At 65.5% G+C, this 20,996-nt stretch carries 20 protein-coding genes and 1 pseudogene; 8 read left to right on the top strand and 13 right to left on the bottom strand.

What is annotated here, in order from left to right; all coding sequences use genetic code 11:
• The 3 genes and pseudogenes from AB9K35_RS16270 to parE all read right to left on the bottom strand — a co-directional run.
• A pseudogene (locus tag AB9K35_RS16270) lies at positions 1–139 on the bottom strand (IS5/IS1182 family transposase); the annotation flags it as partial.
• A 47-nt stretch (positions 140–186) separates the two neighbouring features.
• Complete coding sequence (locus tag AB9K35_RS16265; RefSeq protein WP_369927655.1) at positions 187–954, bottom strand: hypothetical protein; 768 nt, start codon at positions 952–954, stop codon at positions 187–189.
• Entirely contained in the window at positions 947–2,905 is a 1,959-nt protein-coding gene (gene parE, locus AB9K35_RS16260) for a DNA topoisomerase IV subunit B (protein WP_222453926.1), read from the bottom strand. The genes AB9K35_RS16265 and parE overlap by 8 nt, the downstream gene beginning before the upstream one ends.
• 287 nt (positions 2,906–3,192) lie before the next feature.
• On the opposite strand from parE, the gene AB9K35_RS16255 reads away from it, so the two are divergent.
• Positions 3,193–4,620 carry an aspartate aminotransferase family protein gene (locus AB9K35_RS16255; RefSeq protein WP_369927652.1) on the top strand — a complete coding sequence of 476 codons (1,428 nt, stop codon included), beginning with the start codon at positions 3,193–3,195 and terminating at the stop codon, positions 4,618–4,620.
• Here AB9K35_RS16255 and AB9K35_RS16250 read toward each other — a convergent pair.
• The 4 genes from AB9K35_RS16250 to AB9K35_RS16235 are packed head-to-tail and all read right to left on the bottom strand — an operon-like array spanning position 4,617 to position 10,121.
• Positions 4,617–5,438 (bottom strand): ChaN family lipoprotein, encoded by an 822-nt coding sequence (locus AB9K35_RS16250; RefSeq protein WP_369927650.1) that lies wholly within the window; start codon positions 5,436–5,438, stop codon positions 4,617–4,619. The genes AB9K35_RS16255 and AB9K35_RS16250 overlap by 4 nt on opposite strands.
• Positions 5,435–6,154, bottom strand: coding sequence for a hypothetical protein (locus AB9K35_RS16245; protein ID WP_369927648.1), 720 nt, complete (start codon positions 6,152–6,154; stop codon positions 5,435–5,437). The genes AB9K35_RS16250 and AB9K35_RS16245 overlap by 4 nt, the downstream gene beginning before the upstream one ends.
• Positions 6,151–7,872 carry an ABC transporter ATP-binding protein/permease gene (locus AB9K35_RS16240; RefSeq protein ID WP_369927646.1) on the bottom strand — a complete coding sequence of 574 codons (1,722 nt, stop codon included), beginning with the start codon at positions 7,870–7,872 and terminating at the stop codon, positions 6,151–6,153. The genes AB9K35_RS16245 and AB9K35_RS16240 overlap by 4 nt, the downstream gene beginning before the upstream one ends.
• Complete coding sequence (locus tag AB9K35_RS16235) at positions 7,872–10,121, bottom strand: TonB-dependent hemoglobin/transferrin/lactoferrin family receptor (RefSeq protein WP_369927644.1); 2,250 nt, start codon at positions 10,119–10,121, stop codon at positions 7,872–7,874. Before AB9K35_RS16235 ends, AB9K35_RS16240 begins: the two co-directional genes overlap by 1 nt.
• A 213-nt stretch (positions 10,122–10,334) precedes the next feature.
• On the opposite strand from AB9K35_RS16235, the gene AB9K35_RS16230 reads away from it, so the two are divergent.
• Positions 10,335–10,970, top strand: a complete 636-nt coding sequence (locus tag AB9K35_RS16230) for a DUF1007 family protein (protein WP_369927642.1) — start codon at positions 10,335–10,337, stop codon at positions 10,968–10,970.
• Between the two features lie 2 nt (positions 10,971–10,972).
• Positions 10,973–12,001 (top strand): nickel/cobalt transporter, encoded by a 1,029-nt coding sequence (locus AB9K35_RS16225; RefSeq protein WP_369927640.1) that lies wholly within the window; start codon positions 10,973–10,975, stop codon positions 11,999–12,001.
• A gap of 4 nt (positions 12,002–12,005) precedes the next feature.
• Here AB9K35_RS16225 and AB9K35_RS16220 read toward each other — a convergent pair whose 3' ends face one another.
• Complete coding sequence (locus AB9K35_RS16220) at positions 12,006–12,680, bottom strand: DUF2461 domain-containing protein (RefSeq protein WP_369927638.1); 675 nt, start codon at positions 12,678–12,680, stop codon at positions 12,006–12,008.
• 111 nt (positions 12,681–12,791) lie between these two features.
• On the opposite strand from AB9K35_RS16220, the gene AB9K35_RS16215 reads away from it, so the two are divergent.
• Together AB9K35_RS16215 and AB9K35_RS16210 are read left to right on the top strand one after the other, a co-directional pair.
• Positions 12,792–14,174, top strand: coding sequence for an MATE family efflux transporter (locus AB9K35_RS16215; protein ID WP_369927636.1), 1,383 nt, complete (start codon positions 12,792–12,794; stop codon positions 14,172–14,174).
• Between the two features lie 73 nt (positions 14,175–14,247).
• Positions 14,248–14,694, top strand: a complete 447-nt coding sequence (locus AB9K35_RS16210; protein WP_369927635.1) for a nucleoside deaminase — start codon at positions 14,248–14,250, stop codon at positions 14,692–14,694.
• A gap of 10 nt (positions 14,695–14,704) precedes the next feature.
• Here AB9K35_RS16210 and AB9K35_RS16205 read toward each other — a convergent pair whose 3' ends face one another.
• Positions 14,705–15,133, bottom strand: a complete 429-nt coding sequence (locus tag AB9K35_RS16205) for a hypothetical protein (RefSeq protein ID WP_369927633.1) — start codon at positions 15,131–15,133, stop codon at positions 14,705–14,707.
• Between the two features lie 13 nt (positions 15,134–15,146).
• Complete coding sequence (locus AB9K35_RS16200; RefSeq protein ID WP_369927631.1) at positions 15,147–16,349, bottom strand: pyridoxal phosphate-dependent aminotransferase; 1,203 nt, start codon at positions 16,347–16,349, stop codon at positions 15,147–15,149.
• 86 nt (positions 16,350–16,435) lie between these two features.
• On the opposite strand from AB9K35_RS16200, the gene AB9K35_RS16195 reads away from it, so the two are divergent.
• The 3 genes from AB9K35_RS16195 to AB9K35_RS16185 all read left to right on the top strand — a co-directional run bounded on the left by AB9K35_RS16195 (position 16,436) and on the right by AB9K35_RS16185 (position 17,707).
• Positions 16,436–16,879 carry a helix-turn-helix domain-containing protein gene (locus AB9K35_RS16195; RefSeq protein WP_369927630.1) on the top strand — a complete coding sequence of 148 codons (444 nt, stop codon included), beginning with the start codon at positions 16,436–16,438 and terminating at the stop codon, positions 16,877–16,879.
• On the top strand, positions 16,876–17,133 hold the full coding sequence (locus tag AB9K35_RS16190; protein WP_222453913.1) for a succinate dehydrogenase assembly factor 2: 258 nt from the start codon (positions 16,876–16,878) through the stop codon (positions 17,131–17,133). The genes AB9K35_RS16195 and AB9K35_RS16190 overlap by 4 nt, the downstream gene beginning before the upstream one ends.
• 76 nt (positions 17,134–17,209) lie before the next feature.
• Complete coding sequence (locus tag AB9K35_RS16185; RefSeq protein WP_222453912.1) at positions 17,210–17,707, top strand: winged helix DNA-binding protein; 498 nt, start codon at positions 17,210–17,212, stop codon at positions 17,705–17,707.
• A gap of 348 nt (positions 17,708–18,055) precedes the next feature.
• Here AB9K35_RS16185 and AB9K35_RS16180 read toward each other — a convergent pair whose 3' ends face one another.
• From AB9K35_RS16180 to AB9K35_RS16170, 3 genes are all read right to left on the bottom strand, one after another.
• Positions 18,056–18,484, bottom strand: a complete 429-nt coding sequence (locus AB9K35_RS16180; RefSeq protein ID WP_369927627.1) for a VOC family protein — start codon at positions 18,482–18,484, stop codon at positions 18,056–18,058.
• 75 nt (positions 18,485–18,559) lie between these two features.
• Positions 18,560–20,002, bottom strand: coding sequence for a surface lipoprotein assembly modifier (locus AB9K35_RS16175; protein WP_369927625.1), 1,443 nt, complete (start codon positions 20,000–20,002; stop codon positions 18,560–18,562).
• Entirely contained in the window at positions 19,999–20,913 is a 915-nt protein-coding gene (locus tag AB9K35_RS16170) for a thymidylate synthase (protein ID WP_369927623.1), read from the bottom strand. The genes AB9K35_RS16175 and AB9K35_RS16170 overlap by 4 nt, the downstream gene beginning before the upstream one ends.
• Positions 20,914–20,996 lie beyond the last annotated feature (83 nt).

Here is a 20,996-nt window from a genome sequence, read left to right as displayed (position 1 = left end):
ATCGCAAACCATTGCGATTTATGAAGATAATTCCGCTCAGCACCCGCTTGTCATCAACCCGAGGCTTGCCATGCGACTTCGGGAAAAAAGGGGTGAGCTTGGCCATCTGCTCGTCGGTCAGCCAGAAAAGATCGCTCATGTTACAGCTCCATTTTCCGAGCCGTGAATCACGCAGTGCGGCGGAAATCAATGCATCCTGACCCTAGGCGGCTCAGGGTCGAATCTAAAGATCAGGCGCGAGTTGTTATCATCCAGAAAAGTAATTATTCCTTTGTCTCGGCTCAGATATAGAATGCCACCGGAGTAGTTCGCAACCAACTCGAATGTTGCATCACTTTCTTCTTCTTGGGCGATCTGTACTACCGGAAGTGTGGCGCTTCCAGATTGAATGCCAAAAGACTGGTTCACTGCTTGTGAGATGAAGAGAGAAATTATAAGCGTGTATGCTGCCATAGCCGTAAGAGCCGTGTCGCTTAAGAAATGCTCAATATGCGGCTTGATTAGGCCCAAAATGAAGCGCCACAAAACAAGAATTAGGAAAAATGCGCCTATTTCTGGCGCAGCGCCAAAGAGGGTAAAAATGAATGCGCCAAAATAAATTGTCCCCAAGAATATATAATCAAAAATGTCCGATCTTTGAGGGGAGTTGCTCTTTGCTCTAATATTGCTCGGCTTTGCTCCGGAAAAAAAGTCGCCCCAGCCTTGAAGCAACATTATTACAAAAAAACCTGCACATGCTGGTAGCACGTAGATGGCGCTTAACAACACCATGTCGCTAATTTGCAATACGTCAAAGGGGCTTACGCCAAGCGTTTTTAGGAAGGCATACTGGTGAGAAAGAGCGAGAATAAAACCTGCTGCCGGGATTAGAGTTAGCAATCCGGCAATTTTTTCGTAAGTGATCTTCTTTGAAGCAGCATCATCACCTGAAAGCTCTTCCTCGCCCTCAAACATCCAGCTCCTCCACAAACTTCGCGTTCTCCTGAATATACTGGAAGCGCAGCTCGGGCTTTTTCCCCATCAGACGCTCGACCAGGTCGCCGGTCTCGCCGGGCTCGTCCTCGTCGATGGTCACCCGGATCAATTTCCGGGTCTTGGGGTCCATTGTGGTCTCCTTCAGGTCCTTGGCGTCCATTTCGCCCAGACCCTTGAAGCGGCTGACGTCGATCTTGCCCTTGCCGCCGAGGCCCTTTTCCAGCCAGTAGTCGCGCTCGGCCTCGTCCTGGCAGTAGACGCGCTTGGCGCCTTGCGTCAGGCGGAACAGCGGCGGGCAGGCCAGGTACAGGTGGCCGTGGTCGATCAGCGGGCGCATCTGGGTGAAGAAGAAGGTCATCAAGAGCGAGGCGATATGGGCGCCGTCGACGTCCGCATCGGTCATGATGATGATCTTGTCATAGCGCAGATCGTCGAGGTTGAACTTGGAACCCAGCCCGACCCCCAGCGCCTCGCAGAGGTCGTTGATCTCGGCGTTGGAGCCGAGCTTGTTCGAGGCCGCGCCCAGCACGTTCAGGATCTTGCCCTTGAGCGGCAGGAGCGCCTGGTATTCGCGGTTGCGCGCGCCCTTGCCGGAGCCGCCCGCGGAGTCGCCCTCGACGATGAACAGCTCGGTGCCGGAGCGGTCCTTGGAGGTACAGTCGGTCAGCTTGCCGGGCAGGCGCAGCTTCTTGGTGGCGGACTTGCGCTGGGTCTCCTTCTCCTGCTTGCGGCGCAGGCGTTCCTCGGCGCGCAGGATCAGGAAATCGAGGATGGCGCCGGCGGATTTGGTATCGGCGGCGAGCCAGTTGTCGAAATGGTCGCGGACCGAGTTTTCCACCATCTTGTTGGCGGATTCGGTGGACAGGCGGTCCTTGGTCTGGCCGACGAAGGCGGGGTCGGCGATGAAGCAGGAAACCAGCGCACAGCCGCCCGCCATCAGGTCATCGCGGGTGATCTGGGCGGCCTTCTTGTTGCCGACCAGTTCGCCGTAGGCCTTGATGCCCTTGAGGATCGCGGACCAGAAGCCGGTGACATGGGTGCCGCCTTCGGGGGTGGGGACGGTGTTACAGTAGGACTGCGTAAAGCCGTCGCGCGACGGCGTCCAGTTGATCGCCCATTCCACGTAACCCGGCTCGCCGAATTTCTCGCGGAACTCGACCTTGCCGGCGAAGGGCTGGTCTGCGTAGACGGAGGATTTGCCCAGCACCTCGGTCAGGTAGTCCTTGAGGCCGCCGGGGAAGTGGAAGGTGGCCTCGGCCGGGGTTTCACCGTCGTCGATTTCGGTTTTCCAGCGGATCTCGACGCCGGAGAACAGGTAGGCCTTGGAGCGCACCAGCTTGAACAGCCGTGCGGGCTTGAAACGGTGGTGGCCGAAGATCTGCTCATCGGCGTGGAAGGTGACGAAGGTGCCGCGCTTGTTCGGCGCTGCGCCGATCTTCTCGACCGGGCCTTGCGGCAACCCGCGGGAGAAGCGCTGTTCGAACAGCTCCTTGTTCTTGGCCACCTGCACGACCATGGAATCCGACAGCGCGTTCACCACCGAGGAGCCGACGCCGTGCAGGCCGCCGGAGGTCTGGTAGGCCTTGCCGGAGAACTTGCCGCCCGCATGCAGCGTGCAGAGGATCACCTCGAGCGCGGATTTGTCGGGGAACTTGGGGTGCGGGTCGATCGGAATGCCGCGGCCGTTGTCGGAGATGGTGACGGAATAATCGGCGTGCAGCGTCACCTCGATGCGGTTGGCGTGGCCGGCCACGGCCTCGTCCATCGAGTTGTCGAGGATTTCCGCCACCATGTGGTGCAGGGCGCGCTCATCGGTGCCGCCGATATACATGCCGGGGCGCTGTCGGACCGGTTCGAGGCCTTCGAGAACCTCGATGGAGGAGGCGTCATAGGTCTCGGCTGCGGGCGTGCTGAGGAGGTCGTCGGCCATGTGCGGGAGCTGCTCTTCCTTGGTTTTGGTTGACGGTCATTATGGCAGGTGTTGGGGCCGGGTGGAAGAGGGACGCAAGGGGCTGTGGATAAGCTGCGCAGCGCCGCGGCCGGCCTCGGGCGGGTGCGAAGCGCCCTCCCGTTTTGCCGAAGGCAAACCTTTGGTTTGACGGGGAGGTCGGGGGCTGAGCCGCGGACCGCCGGGCAGCTGCGGCGATATTCTCCGTGCAGCGTCGCGGTCTGCGGGCTAAACCTGCGGCCAGCACAGGGCAGGCAGAGGACGCGGGGATGGCGGATCAGGGAATCAAGACGCAGGACTGGGTGGCCTTCCGGGCAGAGGCGCAGCGGATGCTGGAGGCGGCGCTGGACCAGATGCAGCAGGCGGCGGAGCGCCCCTGGCAGCCGGTGCCGGACGACATCGATGCGCGCTATGCGGTGCAGGCCGAGGCGCGCGGGCCGCAAGAGACCGTGGACCGGATCATCGCCGATGTGCTGCCCTATCATGGCGGCAACACCCATCCGCGGTTCTGGGGTTGGGTGCAGGGCTCGGGGCTGGCCTCGGACCTGATCGCGTCGGTCGCGGCGGCTGCGGTCAATGCCAACATGGGCGGGCGCGACCACGGGGCGAACTACATGGAACGCGCGGTGGTGGATTGGACCCGCCGCAAGATGGGGATGCCGGAAGGGGCCAGCGGATTGCTGGTGACCGGCACCTCGCAGGCGACGGTGATTGCCTTTCAGGCGGCGCGGCTGAGGGCCTTGCCGGATCTGCGCAAGCGGGGACAGGGCGATGTGCGGCTGACGGCCTATGCGGGGGAGAGCGTGCACAATGCCACGCTGAAGGCGGTGGAGCTGCTGGGCATTGGCTCGGACAACCTGCGCAAGGTGCCGCTGGTTGATGGCAAGATGGATTGCGCCGCGCTGGCGGAGATGGTGGCGCAGGATCGTGCTGCCGGGGCGCTGCCGTTCCTGGTGGTGGGCACCGCCGGGTCGGTGGACCTGGGGCTGTTTGACGATCTGAACGCCCTCGCAGATGCGGCCGCCGAGCTGGGCCTGTGGCTGCATGTCGACGGGGCGTTTGGCGCCTGGACCCGGATCGCGGCAGAGCCCTACCGGTCGCTGAGCGACGGCATCGGCCGGGCTGACAGCATCGCGCTGGATTTCCACAAGTGGATGTACGTCGGCTATGACTGCGGCATGGCCTTGATCCGCAACGAGGCCGAGCACCGGGCGGCTTTTGCGGCGCGGCCCTCCTATCTGGAGGGCGCGGAGCGCGGGTTGGCGGGGGGCGAGCCGTGGTTCTGCGACTACGGCATCGACCTTTCCCGTGGCAACCGGGCGCTGAAGGTCTGGACGGCGCTGGAGACCTATGGCGAGGCGGCGTTCTCGGAGGCGATTACCGGAAACTGCGACCTGGCGGCCTTGATGGCGGCTGAGGTCGCGGCGCAGCCAAGGATGGCCCTGGCGGCGCCGGTGGTGTCGAATGTCTGCGTTTTCACCGCCCAGGCGGACCTGCCGCCGGATGCGCAGACCCGGTTGAATGCCGAGATCGCGCAGGTGCTGCAGGAAAGCGGCGAGGCCGTGTTCTCCACCACCCGCGTGGATGGCCGGGTGCTGTTGCGGGCGGCGATCACCAATCACCGCAGCCGCGCGTCGGACGTGCGCGCCGCCATCGCCGCGGTCGCGCGAGAGGCCGACGAGCGGGCAGGGGCCTAGCCTGCTGCGGCGGGCTGGCCCGGGCTGTCCGGCATCACGCACATGGCGTCGGCCTGTCCGGCATGGTGGCTGTCCCCCCGCGCATGCGGCAGCAGCACCATCGTCTGCGCAATGCCTAGGTGGTCGAGCTGGAACGGGGTGCCGCCGCGGAACTCCAGGTGGCCGCGGCCGATGATGCCGACCACCAGCGGCGCGTCCGGCGCGGCCGCCCGTTCGGCGATGCGGCAGGCAAATGCGCGGTCCCATGTCTGCTGCGCCCGCACGAAACGGTCAAAAGCGGGATCATCGGCGGATTGCGCCGCGCGCCCTTCGCGTCGGCCGCCGGTGATGTCGAACAGGTACTGGCGATAGGCGGCGGTTGCGGGCGCGGCCGGGCTCAGCCCTTCGCGGGCGTCCTCGGGGATGTTTTCCCAGCCGTCGCGGCCGACCTCGGCGACCAGCGCGCGGCGGCAGTTGAGGCCGATCATCTCGATCCCGAAATCCCGGGCAAAGCGGAAGATCGGCATGTAAAACTCGGCATCAAAGCCCCAGACCGTGCTCCATTCGGCGCGCTCCAGAAACGCCGCCTCGCTGAGCGTGCCGCCGACCCAGTCGGCCAGCACCGGGTTCAGCCGGGCCGGGAACATCTCGAAGCCGAGCACCAGATCCGGGCGATGCGCCAAAAGGCCCGCGCAGACGTGCATCTGCCAGCGGTGGTTTTCCGCCCTGTCGTGGCTTTCGCCCAGCAGCACCGCCTGCTGGCGGGCGGCGCGGGCGAGCACCTCCTGATGGCTGAGCGGGGCCTGCGTGCCGGGGGTGAACCAGGTGCCGGGGGTCATGTTTCGGTAATCTCCAGTCCGAGGGGCCGTGCCTGTGCATCAAGCGCGACATGGTGGCCTTTCGTGCTGTTCCAGGCGGCGATCAGGCCCGCGCGCAGGTGCAGGTGAAAGGGTTTGGTGATGATGTTCACATGGCCGCCCATCGGCATCAACCGGTCGATGACACCCTGCCAGCTTTGGCGGATCCCGTATTGGCGGGCGGTGATGCGCAGCGGTTGCGCAGCACGCTGGAACCGGCCCAGAAGCTGCAGGGCGGGGTCCTGATCGGTGGGATCATCGGGCGTGTCCACCGGGGCCTCGGCGCTGGGCGGCGGCAGCGGCGTGCGGTTCAGCGTGGCGAGGGGGGAAAGGAACGGGGCCGCGCCCTCCAGCCCGGTGACGGAGAACACATGGGTGCCGTCGCGGTCGAGGAACTCCAGCCGGGGGTAGAGCTTGCCGCGCATCTCGGCGCTGACATCCAGACGCACCGCCGCCAGCAGGCCCTGCGGGATGCGGGCAACCGGATCGGTGCCGCCGAGCACGACGTGATCGCCATCAAGGCACACCTCGCGGATCCGGCCCAGACGCTCATGCAGCAGCCCGTCCTGCCGGATTGCCAGCATCACCCGGTCCATCTGCGTCAGCCGTGCCAGCAGTGCATTCGGTTCGGCACCGCCGAGGGTCCAGCGGCCGCGCTCTGCGGCGTCGCCTGCGGGGAAGGATCGTGTGTCTGTCATGCGATTTGTCTTTCATCCGGGGTTGCGGGGCCGATCTGCCAGCGGTCGAAGGGGGCCAGCCCGCGGGGTTCGTGGTGGGCCACGCACAGGATCGCGGCCCGGGGCAGCGCGCGGCGGATCAGGGACAGCAGGCGGGTCTCGCTGGCGTTGTCGAGCGCGCTGGTGGCCTCGTCCAGCACCACCCAGGCGGGGCGGTTCAGCAGCACGCGGGCGAGCGCCAGGCGCTGGCGCTCTCCCATTGACAGCCCCTCGAGCGCGGCGGGGCCGGGCTGATCCAGCATGTCCAGCCGGTGGCCGAGGCCGATCTCCTGCAGCACCGCGCGCAGGCGGGCGGGGGCAAAGCCTGCCGGATCGCTGGGGTAGCAGGCGGCCGCGGCCAGCCCGTCGGGCAGCAGATAGGGTTTCTGGGGCAGGAACATCAGGCCCGCAGGCGGTGTCAGGATCTCGCCCTCGCCATAGGTCCAGAGACCGGAGAGGGCGGCCAGCAGCGTGGTCTTGCCGGTGCCGGAGGGGCCGCTGATCCAGACCGATGCGCCGAGCCGGATGGTGACATCCGGGACCGGGTCGAGAGCGCGGCCCTGCGGGGTGAACAGGGACAGCCCGCGCACGTGTAGCGCGTCGTCCGGGGCGGGCGCGCGGCGGATTGCGCGGGGCACACCGGGCATCGGCGCCGGGGCGCGGGTGCTGGCGAACAGCTCATCCAGGCGCTCGGCGATGGCGGCGATTTCGGCAATGGCCTTGTAGTTGAAGATGAACCAGCTGAGGGTCTGGGTCACCCGGCCGAAGGCGCCGGCCAGCTGCATCATGCCGCCGAAGGTGACGAAGCCTGCGAAATAGGCGGGCAGCGAGAAGAACATCGGCACCCGCAGCACGGTCTGGAAATAGGGCCGGTGAAAGATGTTGAGGACCGCCTCGCGGCGGATCAGCGCCAGCCAGTTGCGGCGGATGCCCTGAAACCGCTGGCCGAGGCGGCGCAGCTCGGCGTCCTCGCCGCCGGACTGGGCGATTTCGGGTGCGTTGTCGCGCAGCTGCACCAGCGCGTGTCGAAAGTCGGCCTCCTGCCGTTCCTGGCGGAAAAACAGCGGCTTGAGCTGGCGGCCCATCAGATGGGTGATGCCGCTGGAGATGCCGACATAGACGAAGGCGAGCCAGACGAGGTAATGCGGCAGGGTGAGCTCGGCGCCGAAGACGGGCACCGTCAGCACGAAGCCGGTCAGCCCCCAGAGCACCACCAGGTAGCTGACGATGGAGACGCAGTTCTCGATCAGGTCCAGCGACAGCAGCAGCAGCTTGTCGACGAACTGGCGGCAGTCCTCGGCGACGCGCTGGTCGGGGTTGTCGATCGCCTGCGGCGACAGACCGGGGCGCAGGTGCCAATAGGCGCGGGTGCTGGTCCAGGCGGAGAGGGCGCGCTCGGTCAGCTGCGCGCGCCAGCGCAGGAGCAGCCGCTTGCGCAGGTAGTCGCCGGCGATGAACAGCACCACTTGCAGCCCGGTGATGACAAAGAACACCGCCAGCTCGCGCAGGGTGGTGGCCAGGTCCAGCTGCTCCACCGCGTCATAGAAGCGTTTGTTCCAGGCGATCATCAGGACGCTGGTCCAGACCCCGACAAAGCCGAGGCCGAGCACCGTGGCATAGAGCACCAGCCCCTGCCACGCCTGCGGCCCCGAGGCCGCAAGCCGCGTCAGGCGGTAGAGTCTGCCGAACAGCGCCCGCATCAGAAGTCCAGGTTCAGGCTGACCTGGAAGCTGCGGCCTGCACCGGTCATCAGCTCCAGCGGGTTGGACCGGGCCACCGCCTCCGAGGGGGCGGTGCTGCGGCCGATGGCGTCGGCGGTGAAGTAACGTTTGTCAAAGACGTTCTGCACGCCGACGTTCAGCGAGGCGTTGGGCGCAACCTGCCATTTGCCGTAGAGGTCCAAGAGCGCGTAGCCTGCCGGTTTGAAACCGTCGGGATCGGCGGTTTCCTTGACCCGCGCGGCCACGGTGGCGACGGCCTCGAGCGTCAGGTCATACTGCGGCAGCGCGTAGCCATAGGTCAGGGTAGCGGTCAGCGGCGCAAGGTCATGCGGGGTTTCGGCGGCGCTGGCACTGGTCCGCTGGGTGCCTTTCTGCCAGGCGGCTGCATAGGTCAGCCAGCTGCGGTCGTTCAGATCCCAGGCGCCGGACATCTCGATCCCCCAGATCGAAACCTCGGAGAGGTTGCGGTAGGTGTACTGGCTGGTGCCGGGGATGTTGTAGAAGCTCTGGATGAAATCGTCGTAGTCGGACTGGAACAGGTTCACCGCGGTGTAGCCGCGCGCGCCTTCGTAACGCAGGCCGATCTCGTAGCTCTTGACGCTTTCGGGGCGCAGGCCGGGTGCAGGCACCAGATCGAAGAAGGTGGAATCCAGCGACTGGAACAGCTGCTGGGCGGTGGGCATCTTGAAGCCTTCGCCGTATTTGGCCCAGACCGAATAGCGGTCGTCGATGTGGAACTGCGCCCCGAGGCTGGCCAGCAGCTCGCTGTCCTTGCGCGTGACGGGCTCCGCGCCCGGCACCACCTGGTAGTCGGCGTCGGGCTTGGGCTCGATCCGGTAGGTGGCAAAGCGCACCCCCGGCGTCAGCTCGAAGCGGCCACCGGCAAAGCGCATCCGGTTTTCGGCATAGAGGTCGGCGCGGGTCGTCTCGGCGTTGGCAAAGTTGAAGCCGCCCGCGCGGGTCTCGGTCGTGGTGCCGGTGGTCAGGTTGCGGACCCGCGAGATCCGCTGGTAGTCGGTTTGCGCGTAATCGCCATCGAAGCCGAAGACCAAGAGATGGTCGATGTCTCCGGTCGTGAAGGTCTTGGTGGCCTGAATGTCGAGTTCGTGGAAGTCCTCGGAGTACGTCAGGATATCCGTCGTGCGCAGGCTGTCGCCCGCGGCAGAGGTGGTGGATTTGTGGCTGAGGCTTTCGTAGCTGTGGGGCACATGGGCCAGTGTGGTCTTGACTTCGTCCAGCCAGCCCTGCGCCGGGGTCCATTGGTGCTCGAGCCCGAACCGCTGGCGCGACAGGTCGAGGTGGCGGTCGCGGCTGTGGATCACCTCGCCCGTCGGCGCGCCCGAGAAGCTGGAGTAGACCGGGCCGAGATCCTGTTTCTGCGTTACATCCGTCTTGCGCGCCAGATGGTCGGCGCTGAATTCCAGCCGGTGCTGGGCGTTGGGGGTCCAGACCAGCTTGGCCAGGGCGCGGCTGGTGGCGGTGTCGGTGGGGTCCAGCTCGCCGCAGTGGGTGGCGCCGTGGCCGAGGTTGCGCGGACAGCCGTAAAGGCCGCCATCGGCGCGGGCGTTGGACTTTTCGATCTCATGCGCATGGCTGCGCTTTGCCCCCAGCAGGAAGCTGAGCTGGTCGTTCAAGCGCTGGGCAAAGATCGTCTCGGCCTCGGTACCGCGGTTGAGACTGTCATGGGACGCCTTGGCCCGGCCTGCGCGGTCCTGTCCCTGCAGCAGGTCTTTGGGGTTCAGGGTTTCAACCGCCAGCAGGCCCCCCAGCGCATCGGCACCCCATTTCACCGAGGCAGGTCCGCGCACCACCTCGGCCTGTTTGGTGAAGGAAAAGTCGAAGTAGTCGCGGGTGCCGTCGGTGATCCGCTCCGCCACCCGTGAGCCGTCGACCTGCAGCGCCACCCGGTTGCCGCCGACGCCGCGGATGGTCACGCCGCCGATGGTGTTGAACGGATCCGTTGCCGAGGTCTGGCGCGAGATGGTTACCCCCGGAACCGTGCGCAGGAGATCCTCCAGGTCCTGCACGCCACGGCGTTCCAGTTCGGTTTCGTCAACGACGGTGACATTGGCCGGAATATCCAGCGGCGTGCCGCCCGCGCGGTCGCTGGAGACGATGATCTCGTCCAGCAGCAGCGGGCTGTCCTCGGCCCATGCGGGGGCGGCCAGGCAGGTGCCAAGCAGCAGGGCGGCGATCAGGGGAAGGTGGGGGCGTAGGGAGGGGGCCATGGTCCAGGTCCGTTCATGCATACAGGGAGGGATGCGTGCTGGACGGTCTTGCTGGCTCCGCCGTTTGGCATAGGTATTCCGACTATTAAAGTCAACTTTATTTGCGGTGATCCCCGCGGGTAATTTTGCGGTGCCTTGACGATGGGCGGAGCGGCGCCACCGCTGCCGTCGTCGCGGTTGCAGCGTCGGGGCCATGGGCGTAGATCTTGGGACATGAAAAAAATCTGTCGATTGCTGTTGGGCGCCGCGCTGTTGCCGGCTGCTGCTGCGGCGCACCCGCATATCTTCGTGGACACCGCCGTAAAGGTGATCGTCAGCGAGTCCGGCACCCTGGAATCGGTGGAGGTCACTTGGGCCTATGATGAGTTCTATTCGTTGCTGGTGCTGGAGGACCGCGGGTTGGACAGCGACTATGACGGCAAGCTGACCGAGGCCGAACTGGCGCAGCTGCAGGGGTTCGATCTGGCCTGGTTGCCTGATTTCGAGGGCGATACCTATCTCGACCGGGAGGGGGAGGCGCTGGCGCTGGGGGACCCGGAGCACCTGTCGACCGAGGTCGAGGAGGGCCGGATCACCACCCGCCATCGCCGCGCGCTGGCACAGCCGGTGGCGGCCGACGGGGTGGTGATGAAGGTTTACGATCCGACGTTCTACACGGCGTACACGCTGAACCTCGGGCTTGAGGTGACGGGCGGATGCCAGGGCGAGGTGACGCCGCCGGATCTGAATGCGGCCTATTCCCAGGTGGAAGAGCTGCTTTATGCCGTGCCGACGCAGGAGGCGGAGTTGGAGTTTCCCAAGGTCGGAGAGAAATTCGCCGATGTGGTTCGGCTGCGGTGTGAGGGCTGAGGATGCGGTATGCGCTGACAGTGGCGGCGCTGGGCGTCGTGGCGCTGGCGGTCTGGCTGTGGGGCCTCGGCGGCGCGCAGGACGTGGCGAGCTGGGCCGCAGAGGGCCAGCGGCAGGCGCAGAACGCGATGGCGCGGGGGCTGCGCGCGCTGCGCGGCGGTGAGCCGGGGGCGCTGGCGGCGCTCTTGTCCCTGTGCTTTGCCTACGGGTTCTTTCATGCGGCGGGGCCGGGGCATGGCAAGCTGGTGATCGGCGGCTATGGCATGGGGCGACGGGTGCCCTTGATGCGGCTGGCGGCCCTGGCGGTGGCCTCGTCGCTGGCGCAGGCGGCGACTGCGGTGATCCTTGTTGCGGGCGGGTTGCTGGCGTTCGACTGGGGGCGCGAGCAGCTGACCGACATGGCCGAACAGGTGCTGGCGCCGCTGTCCTACGCGCTGATCGCGCTGGTCGGTCTGTGGCTGCTGGCGCGCGGGCTGCGGCGGTTGCTGGCCCGCACGGGGCCCGAACTGGCGCTGGCCACGGCCGGGCACGGAGAGGCCGCCCATTCCCATGACCCTGCGGGTCACCATCACCATCATCACGATCACGATCAGGTCCACGGGCACGTGCATGATCACGACCATGGGCACACCCATGGGGCGCAGGCGCATGACCATCACGATGGCGTTTGTGCCTCTTGCGGGCATCGGCACGGGCCGACGCTGGAGGAAGCGGCCAATGTCACCTCGCTGCGCGATGCGCTGGCGGTGGTGGGGGCGGTGGCGCTGCGACCCTGTACCGGTGCGGTGTTCCTGCTGCTGCTGACCTGGCGCATGGGCGTCTTGTGGGCGGGGGTTGCCGGGGTGTTCGTCATGGGGCTGGGCACTGCCACGGTGACGGTTGCCGTGGCTGTTGCGGCAGTGACCTTGCGTCGGGGCGCGCTGGCACAGTTGCAGGGGCGCGGTGCCCTGCGGGCCGCCGCAATGCTCGAGATCCTGGCGGGGGCGGTGGTGGCCATCCTGGCAATCCAGATCATGCTGCGCGCGCTCTAGGCCCTCAGCCCCGAAGGGCGTCCCCCAGCAGAGCGAAGGCCGGCGCGAGCGTCAGCTGCGTGGACATCACCGCCGCCATTGGCGCGGCCTGTTCGGCGCGGGACAGATCATGCCAGAAGGTCAGCGATTTGCGGCGCAGCAGGTCACCATGCGGATGCGCCTTGCCATAGGGCGCAGGGGTGCGTTTCAGCTCGGCCGGGCGGGTGGCAAAGCCCTTGAGGGCCAGAATGTCCACCAACGCCGCGGCTTCGTCCCCCGTCGCCCCGTCCACGGCAGCCCGCCAGCGGGTGACCTGCGCGGGGCTGAAGCCCATGATGCCACCGCCGGTGGTGCAGCGCGCGGGATCGATCCCGAAAAACAGCGCGCAGCTGGTGTCGGCTTCGGCGTCCTCGATCGACCAGAGCATATGCAGATGTGTCTTGTAAGGGGTCTTGTCCTTGGAGAAGCGGATGTCGCGCTGGGGGCGGAACAGCTTGCCCGTCACCTTGGCCCCCGTGCGTCGGCTGATCGCCTGGGCGACCTCGTCCACCAGGCGCAGCGCGGGGGTGCGCAGCTGCGCCTCGTAGCGGGATTTATGGGCATTGAACCAGTCGCGCGTGTTGTTTTCCGTCAGTTCGGCCAGGAAGGCGCGGGTGTCGGGGATCAGCGGGGCAAACGGGTCGGATTTCGAGGCGGGCATGATGGCGGGCTCCTGCGCGGGCGTGGCTGTGCAGTCTACCACCATAAGGCTGTGCGCGGGAAAGGAAACTCTGCCCTTGCCGGAACGCGTGACCGGGCCTAATGCTGGCGCATGAGCAAGACGGATAACAAAGCAATGGTCATGAGCGCGCGCGGCCATGCGCGTGCGATCGCGGTTCTGGGGCTGCCTTTGATCGGCGGCCATGTGGCGCAGTTTGCCATCGGCCTCACCGATACGGTGATGCTGGGCTGGTACGGGGTGGAGGCGCTGGCGGCGGTGACGCTGGGCTCGACCTATTTCTTCTCGATCTTCCTGCTGGGATCCGGCTTTGCCTTTGCGGTGATGCCGATGGTGGCGGCGGCGGCCGGCGCCGGGGAAGAGCGCCAGATCCGTCGCTCGACCCGCATGGGGCTGTGGCTGTCGCTGCTGTATGGCGCGTTGGCGATGCCGCTCTTGTGGTGGTCGGAGCCGATCCTGCTGCTGCTGGGGCAGAAACCGCAGGTGGCGCATGACGCGGCGGAGTATCTGCGCATTGCCGGCTGGGCGATCTTTCCGGCGCTGTTGTACATGGTGGCGAAATCCTACCTGGCGGCGCTGGAGCGCACCCAGATTGTTCTGTGGATGTCGGTGTTCGGCGCGGTGCTGAACGCGCTGGTGAACTATGCGCTGATCTTCGGCAACTGGGGCGCGCCGGAGCTGGGGGTGATGGGGGCCGCGCTGGCCTCGGTGGTGACCAACGGGGTGTCCTTTGTGCTGGTGCTGGCCTATGCGCTGCGGGTGCTGCCGGAGCATGAGCTGCTGAAGAATTTCCAGCGCCCGGACTGGGAGATGCTGGGCAAGGTTCTGCGCATGGGCGCGCCGATCGGGCTGACCACGGTGGCCGAGAGCAGCCTGTTTGCCGCCTCGGCGATGATGATGGGCTGGCTGGGCACGGTGCCGCTGGCGGCGCATGGGATCGCGGTGTCGCTGGGCGGGCTGGCCTTCATGGCGCACCTGGGACTGTCCAACGCGGCCACCATCCGGGCGGGCAATGCCTTTGGCCGGGGCGACCGGGCGCATATGGCACTGGGGGCCAAGGTGGTGACCGTGATGTCGCTGGCGTTTTCGGTGCTGGGGGTTGCGGCCTTCCTGCTGTTACCGGAGTGGCTGATCTCGCTGTTTCTCGACCCGGCCGATCCGCAGAAGGAGCAGATCGTGCTGATCGGCGTCGGCCTTTTGGCGATGGCGGCGCTGTTCCAGCTGATGGACGGCATGCAGGTGGTGGCGCTGGGGCTGCTGCGCGGGGTGCAGGACACCGCCGTGCCGCTGGTGATCGCGGTGGTAAGCTACTGGGCGGTGGGTATACCCGCGTCTTACGTGATGGGCTTTGTGCTGGGCTGGGGCGGCGTTGGCGTCTGGGTCGGGCTGGTGGCCGGGCTGACCACGGCGGGCGTGTTCCTGATGTGGCGCTTCTGGGGGCGGATCATCCGCACCGTCGGCACCGCCAACGCCTGAGCTCCATGGCTTGACCGCTGCGGCAGGCGTCGGCAGGCTGGGGCAAGTCCCCACAACCGGAAAGCGCCCGCCGATGATGACCGAAGATGACCGCCGCCTGTTGCGCATCGCCTATGAGGAAGCCCGTGCCGGGTTCGACGAGGGCGGCTGCCCGATCGGCTCGGTCCTGGCGCGGGGTGGTCAGGTGGTGGCACAGGGGCGCAATCAGCGGGTGCAGAAGGGCGATCCCATCGCCCACGGCGAGATGGACGCGCTGCGAAAGGCGGGGCGGCAGGCCAGCTACCGCGATACGGTTCTCTATACCTCATTGTCGCCCTGCATGATGTGCAGCGGCACCATCGTGCAGTTCGGCATCCCGCGCGTGGTGATCGGCGACAGCCAGAACTTTGGCGGCAACGAAGACTTCCTGCGCCGCCGCGGCGTGGAGGTGGTGGTGGCCGACGATCCGGACTGCATCGCGCTGATGGCCCGCTTCATCCGTGAAAAGCCCGACCTCTGGGCCGAGGACATCGCCGAGTAACGCCGCAGCCCTATTGCGGGTCGTCCCCGCGTGGCTCCTGTGCCTTCATCAACCGGTCAGCCTTCTTGCGCACCAGAACGCTGCGCAGGTCGTGCATGGCCAGCAACAGGGCGTCGGTGACCTCCTCCAGCTGCGCATCGGTGGCGCGGCTGTTGGCCCAGTGGGCGGTGAGGTTCAGATGGTCGATGGCGCGGTGGATGTCGTCGAGTTCGCGCGCGGCCAGCGTGGCGCTTCGCTCGGCCATCCAGCGTTTGATCTCCTCGAGGTCGCGGTCGGACAGCACCCGCTGGCCATGCGGCTTGATCTCGCCGTTGCGGATGTTGACGACCGCGATCTGGTCCATTTCGATCCGCCGCTGCCGGTTCTCGCCGTCGATGCGAAAGACAAAGGCGCCGTTTTCGCGGACGCGGAAATAATACTCCGGCAGGTCGGCACTCATACTCGCGGCCCCTTCAGTTCAGCTTGGCGCAGAAGGCCTGGATGCGGGTGCAGGCTTCTTTCAGCGCCGCATCCGAGGTGGCGTAGCTGACCCGGAAATTGGGCGACAGGCCGAAGGCCGCGCCAAAGACCACGGCGACGTCGGCTTCCTCGAGCAGGGCGGTGGCGAAATCCTCGTCGGATTCGATCACCTTGCCCGCGGGGGTGGTCTTGCCGATCAGACCGGCAATCGAGGGATAGACATAGAAGGCGCCTTCCGGCACCGGGCAGGTGATGCCGTCGATCGCGTTCAGCATCTCGACCACCAGGTTGCGACGGCGCACGAAGGTTTCGTTGTTCGGTGCGAGGAAATCCTGGGGGCCGTTCAGGGCCTCCACCGCAGCCCATTGGCTGACCGAACAGGGGTTGGAGGTGGATTGCGACTGCACCTTGCGCATGGCGGCGATCAGCGTTTCCGGGCCAGCCGCATAGCCGATGCGCCAGCCGGTCATCGCATAGGCCTTGGAGACGCCGTTGCAGGTGAGAGTGCGGTCATAAAGCTTTGGTTCGACCTGCGCCGGGGTGCAGAATTCAAAGCCGTCGTAAGCGAGGTGCTCATACATGTCGTCGGTCATTACCCAGACGTGCGGGTGGCGCAGCAGCACCTCGGTCAGCGCCTTCAGCTCGGCCCAGCTGTAGCCTGCGCCGGTGGGGTTGGAGGGCGAGTTGAAGATGAACCACTTGGTGTTCGGGGTGATCGCCGCGTCCAGCTGCTCGGGCGTCAGCTTGAAGCTGTTTTCCAGCGTGGTTTCCACCGTCACCGGGGTGCCGCCCGCCAGCAGCACCATGTCAGGGTAGCTGACCCAGTAGGGCGCCGGGATCACCACCTCGTCGCCCGGGTTGAGGGTGGCCATCAGCGCGTTGTAGAGCGTCTGCTTGCCGCCGGTGCCGACCGAGATCTGCGCCGGGGTGTAGTCGAGCCCGTGGTCACGTTTCATCTTGGCGCAGACCGCCTGCTTCAGCTCGGGGATGCCGTCGGGGGCGGTGTATTTCGTCTTGCCCGCGGCGATGGCGGCAACTGCGGCGTCCTTGATGTTCTGCGGGGTGTCAAAGTCCGGTTCCCCTGCGGACAGGCCGATGACATCGCGTCCGGCGGCCTTCAGCTCGGCCGCCTTGGCGGTCATGGCAATGGTCGGCGAGGGTTTGACGCGCGACAGCGTATCGGACAGGAATGACATGAAACGGGCCCCGGTTTGTATGTTCTGCAGAACTGTCATAGGGTGCCGCTAAACAGCGATCAAGCGAGCAAATAGGAGATCCGACGATGGAAGCGCAGGAGACTGACTGGTACGGACCGGACGCGGCAACATTCGGGGACCGGGTTGCCGCAGCACGCGAGGCTGCCGGGATGACGCAGGCGCAGCTGGCACGGCGGCTGGGGATCAAGAAAGCGACGCTGATGGGCTGGGAACAGGACCTGTCGGAGCCGCGGGCCAACAAGCTGACGATGATGGCGGGCGTGCTGAACGTGTCGATGTCCTGGCTGTTGACCGGCGAGGGCGAAGGCATGAGCGAACCGGCCAGCGGCGACGTGGATCTGGGCGATTTCGCGGGCGTCCTGCGCGAGCTTCGGGCGCTGCGCGGCGAGATGCGCAACAATGCGGAGCGGGCGGCGCGGCTGGAAAAGAAACTGCGCACGCTGCTGCAGACGGCCGAAGCCGCCAGCGCCTCGACAGGCGGGGAAGTCGCCGCGGGAGTTGCAGAATGAGCGAGACCCGCGAAATCCGTCTGAAGCGCCTGCACATGCGCTCCATGCGGCGTGGCATCAAGGAGATGGATATCCTGCTGTCGGGGTATGCCGCTGCAAATCTGGCGCAAATGGAAGACCCGCGCCTGGACCTGTATGAAGCCCTGCTGCATGAGAATGATCAGGATTTGTATCAATGGGTTACGGGGCAGGTTGCCGCCCCGGAACAGTTCCGTGACCTGGTGGGGGAGATCGCGCAAACCTACCAAAAATAATAAAATTCGGGCTTAACCGATTTTTGGGAAATTGTTGGCATCTTTACTCAGGAGCAAATTCGAGTCGGAGATGCGAATGAGTATGGAACTGCCAATCAACCAGACGGACCGCAAAGGGTTCATGACTGGTTATCTGGAGGCGCTGGCCCTTGTCGAGCGTCTCCACCGTCTGTTGCTGGATGTCATCAAGGATGAATTCGAACGCGTCGGCGTGCTGGAGATCAACGCGGTCCAGGCGCTGCTGCTGTTCAACATCGGTGACAACGAGGTCACGGCCGGGGAACTGAAAACCCGCGGTTATTACCAGGGCAGCAATGTCAGCTACAACCTGAAGAAGCTGGTCGAGATGGGCTACATGCACCATCAGCGTTGCGAGATCGACCGTCGCTCGGTGCGGGTGCGTCTGACGCCGCGCGGTCGCGAGATTCGCGATATCGTGTCGGCGCTGTTTGCCCGCCATGCCGAGGGGCTGGAAGGCAAGGATGTGATCTCCTCGCAAGGGATCGAAGATATCACCGCGTCGTTGAAACGCGTCGAGCGCTACTGGTCGGATCAGATCCGCTATATCTACTGACTGCCGCGCCGGGTTGCTCCTGGCAGGCAGAGGACAGCCGACGCAAGCGGGAAACATCGCGAGTCGGCATCGGGACATGCGGGGAAACCATGTCCCGGACGGGATAAAAGGGTCAGGCACCAGGTTGTGAAAACCTTGGTTGAAGGTCACAGAAGTGGCCGCCCTTTCCCCCACCTTTCGAAACGAAGAAATACGGGCCGCGACTTGTGACACGCGTCGCCCCTGATGCCGCGGATTGATCCGGGCAGCCAGTGCTGGCTGCGCGGAAATTGTCATGTCTGGCCTCGGGCGCGCCGCCTGCGTGGCGACGCGGGTGGGCATGTCTTGCCCGTCCTGCCAGTGGCCGTCTTACCAGTGGCCGGTGTTTTCCATGCTGGCCCAGGGTTCCGCGGGCTCGAGCCGGTCGCCGTTTTGCAACAGCTCGATCGAGATGTTGTCGGGCGAACGCACAAAGGCCATGTGACCGTCGCGCGGTGGGCGGTTGATGGTGACGCCATTGTCCATCAGGCGCTGGCAGGTCTCATAGATGTTGTCCACGCCGTAGGCCAGGTGGCCGAAATGGCGGCTGTCGCTGGGAAGCCCGTCGTCGCCATCCCAGTTCCAGGTCAGCTCCAGCGGGGTTTCCTCCTGGCCGGGGGCAGCCATGAAGATCAGGCTGAAACGTCCCTCTTCGGAGTCCTTTCGACGGATTTCCTTCAGGCCCAGGAGCTCATAAAAGGCCATGGATTTCTCCAGGTCCTTCACACGGACCATGGTGTGTAGATACTTGAGGGGCATGAGGCTCTCCTGTTTGGGTTGCGCTGCGCACTTTACCCACCCTGTTGGCGAAGGCCAGTCAAAGGCTCGGCGCGATCAGAATTTTGACTGGATGCCCAGCGAGACGGAAAACTCGCTGCTGTCGTATTTGCTGAGATTCGAAAACCGCTTGCCCGCGCGCAGGCGCAGCTGCGGCGCAAATCCGGCATAGTCGTAATCGGCAAAGAACAGGTTGAGGTCGGCATAGGCGGATCGGTCGGTCCGCCCGCCCGGCACCGGCTGCCAGGCGCTGCCGGTATAGACCACCTGATCGGGATAGGCGGAGTTGCCGAGGATCAGGCCGGTGCTGACACGGGCGGGGCCGACCTGCTCGTCAAAGGCGTAGCCGAGCCGCAGGGTGGTGGTCTGGCTGGCGAAGTATTTGCTTTTGGCGCGCGTGTCACGCAGGCCAAGGCTGACATCGACGCGGTCGCCGTTGCCCAGCTCGCGGGTGAGGGCGGCCCCCAGTCCCAGCACGTTTGCATCCAGCGACAACCGCTGCGGCGCGATCCGGTGCTCGGCGCTGCCGCTGAGGGTCAGGCGCATCTGCGGCGACAGCACCCAGCTGCGCGAGGCGCTGAGCTTGGCCAGGTCATAGCTGCGCTCACCGCCGTACCAGGAGGTGGCCGCGGTCAGCGCGACGCGGGCGCTGCCGCCGCTGTCGGCGGGGCCTGCGCGAAAGGCATGCGCCAGCGTCAACTCGCCATAGGTGGAGCCAAAGTCGGCGTTGCGCGGCACCGTGGTATGGGTCCTTGCGGCGGCGTCCTGCGCCTTTGCCTTGGCGCTGGAGGACAGCGCCACCCGCTGCACGTACAGCCGCGCGCTGAGCATGGTCTGGCTGTTGGCGTTCTGCGCCAGGCGGCGGCTGATGCCCGCATCCAGCGTGCCGATCAGCCCCGACAGCGCGATGGCGCGCGGGCCGAGCCGATTTTGATGCGAACCGAGCCCGTCGACCTGCAGCGTTGCCGCATCGGAGCCGTTGTTGACGTTGCTGGAGGGTTTCACCCCGCCACTGAGGCGGAAGGACCAGGGGTTGATCCGGCGCAGTGTCTTGTAGTCGCGGGCGATCAGCTGTTCGGCGCGGGCGTCCGGCGCATAGGTGGCGGTACGGCGCAGCCAGTATTGCGACAGCGTGGGCCTGCCGCTTTGATAGGCCAGTCGCGAGGCCAGCTGTGCCAACTGGTAGCGGCTGGCGTCATCGGGCGCGTGGCGGAAGGCGCGGGCGGCGGCCTTGCGGCCCTTAGCGGGTTGGCCGGTCTGGGCAAAAGCGGCGGCGCGCAGATGCCAGGCCGTGTGGTTCCTGCGGTCCGCCTGCAGCAATGCGCGGGAGAGTTCGAGGGTCAGGGCCGGGTCACCGTTTTGCAGCGCATGCGCCGCCAGCGCCTGCCCCTGTTCAAGGGACAGGTGCAGCTGTGGCGCGACCTCCTCGGCAGCGAGGCGAGCGGCCGAGAGGGGCAGGGCAAGGGCCAGCGCCAGGGCGGCCGCTGCAGGCCGCGTCATGGGGCAGGGCAGGCCGGGTCGGCATTGGCGCCATTGCAGGAGTCCAGAACGAAGACGCCGAATTCCTCGATCGGGACAGTGCCGTTGTTCAGTTCCTCGATATGGCCGGTGGCGTGCAGGGTGCCCGCAACGGCGGCGGCGTCGGTGCCGGTAAAAACACCGCCGTACTTGCCGACACCACCACCATCGACATGGACGTCGCCGGTGAAGGAACCGTCCGTGGCTAGGGTGCCCTCATAGAGTGTCAGATTTTCGACTGTCACGCCGGTGTGATCGGTAATGGTCCGGTCGTAGACACCGCCTTCGACCGAAAGCCCCCCGAAATCGGCATTCATGTAGGCTTTTCCAGTGACTTCAGCTGCTTGCCCCGGCAGAATATCGGGGTCCGCACCCGGACTGGGCGGAATCAGGTCTCCAGTGTCGCCATTGATGTTCAGAAGGCCAACATAGGTTCCCGCATAGCTGACAAGGCCGTTGTTAGGTGCTGTGACATCGGGCGCGGAAAAAGAATTGTCGCGTCCGTAGCTTGTGCCACCATGAAATGTTCCAAATTGGCCACCTGTCATCACGACGGTGGCATATCCTCCCTCGCTTTGACGGACATAGGCCGTGGCATGTTCTTTTTGCGCGTCCTGCTGGAACGTGTAGGCCTCATATCCGGCGCGGTCGAGTGCTGCGTTACGGACATATGTGGTCGTGTCCTGACCTGAAACCAGCTCTACACCAGAGATCGTGAGGGTTTCATTCACCGGGTCATAGCTGACGCTTGTCACATCCCCGGCAAGTTCCTCGGGGATCTGCAGCCCCGGGTCCGGGTCCGGCGTGGTGGTGTCATCCTCCAAGAAGGGATTGCCGCCGCCGCATGCCGACAGCGCGGACGCCGCCGCGAGCCCTAGCCAATAGCGCCTCATCTGCCTGTACCTCAAAATATGCTTTTTCGTTTTGTCGCACCATCATGCGCGGCTTTGGTAAAGTCAATTGAGCCTGAACCGTT

The organism is Leisingera sp. XS_AS12 (assembly GCF_041224635.1).
Taxonomy (GTDB): Bacteria; Pseudomonadota; Alphaproteobacteria; order Rhodobacterales; family Rhodobacteraceae; genus Leisingera.
This window is presented reverse-complemented; position numbering and strand designations above follow the sequence as displayed.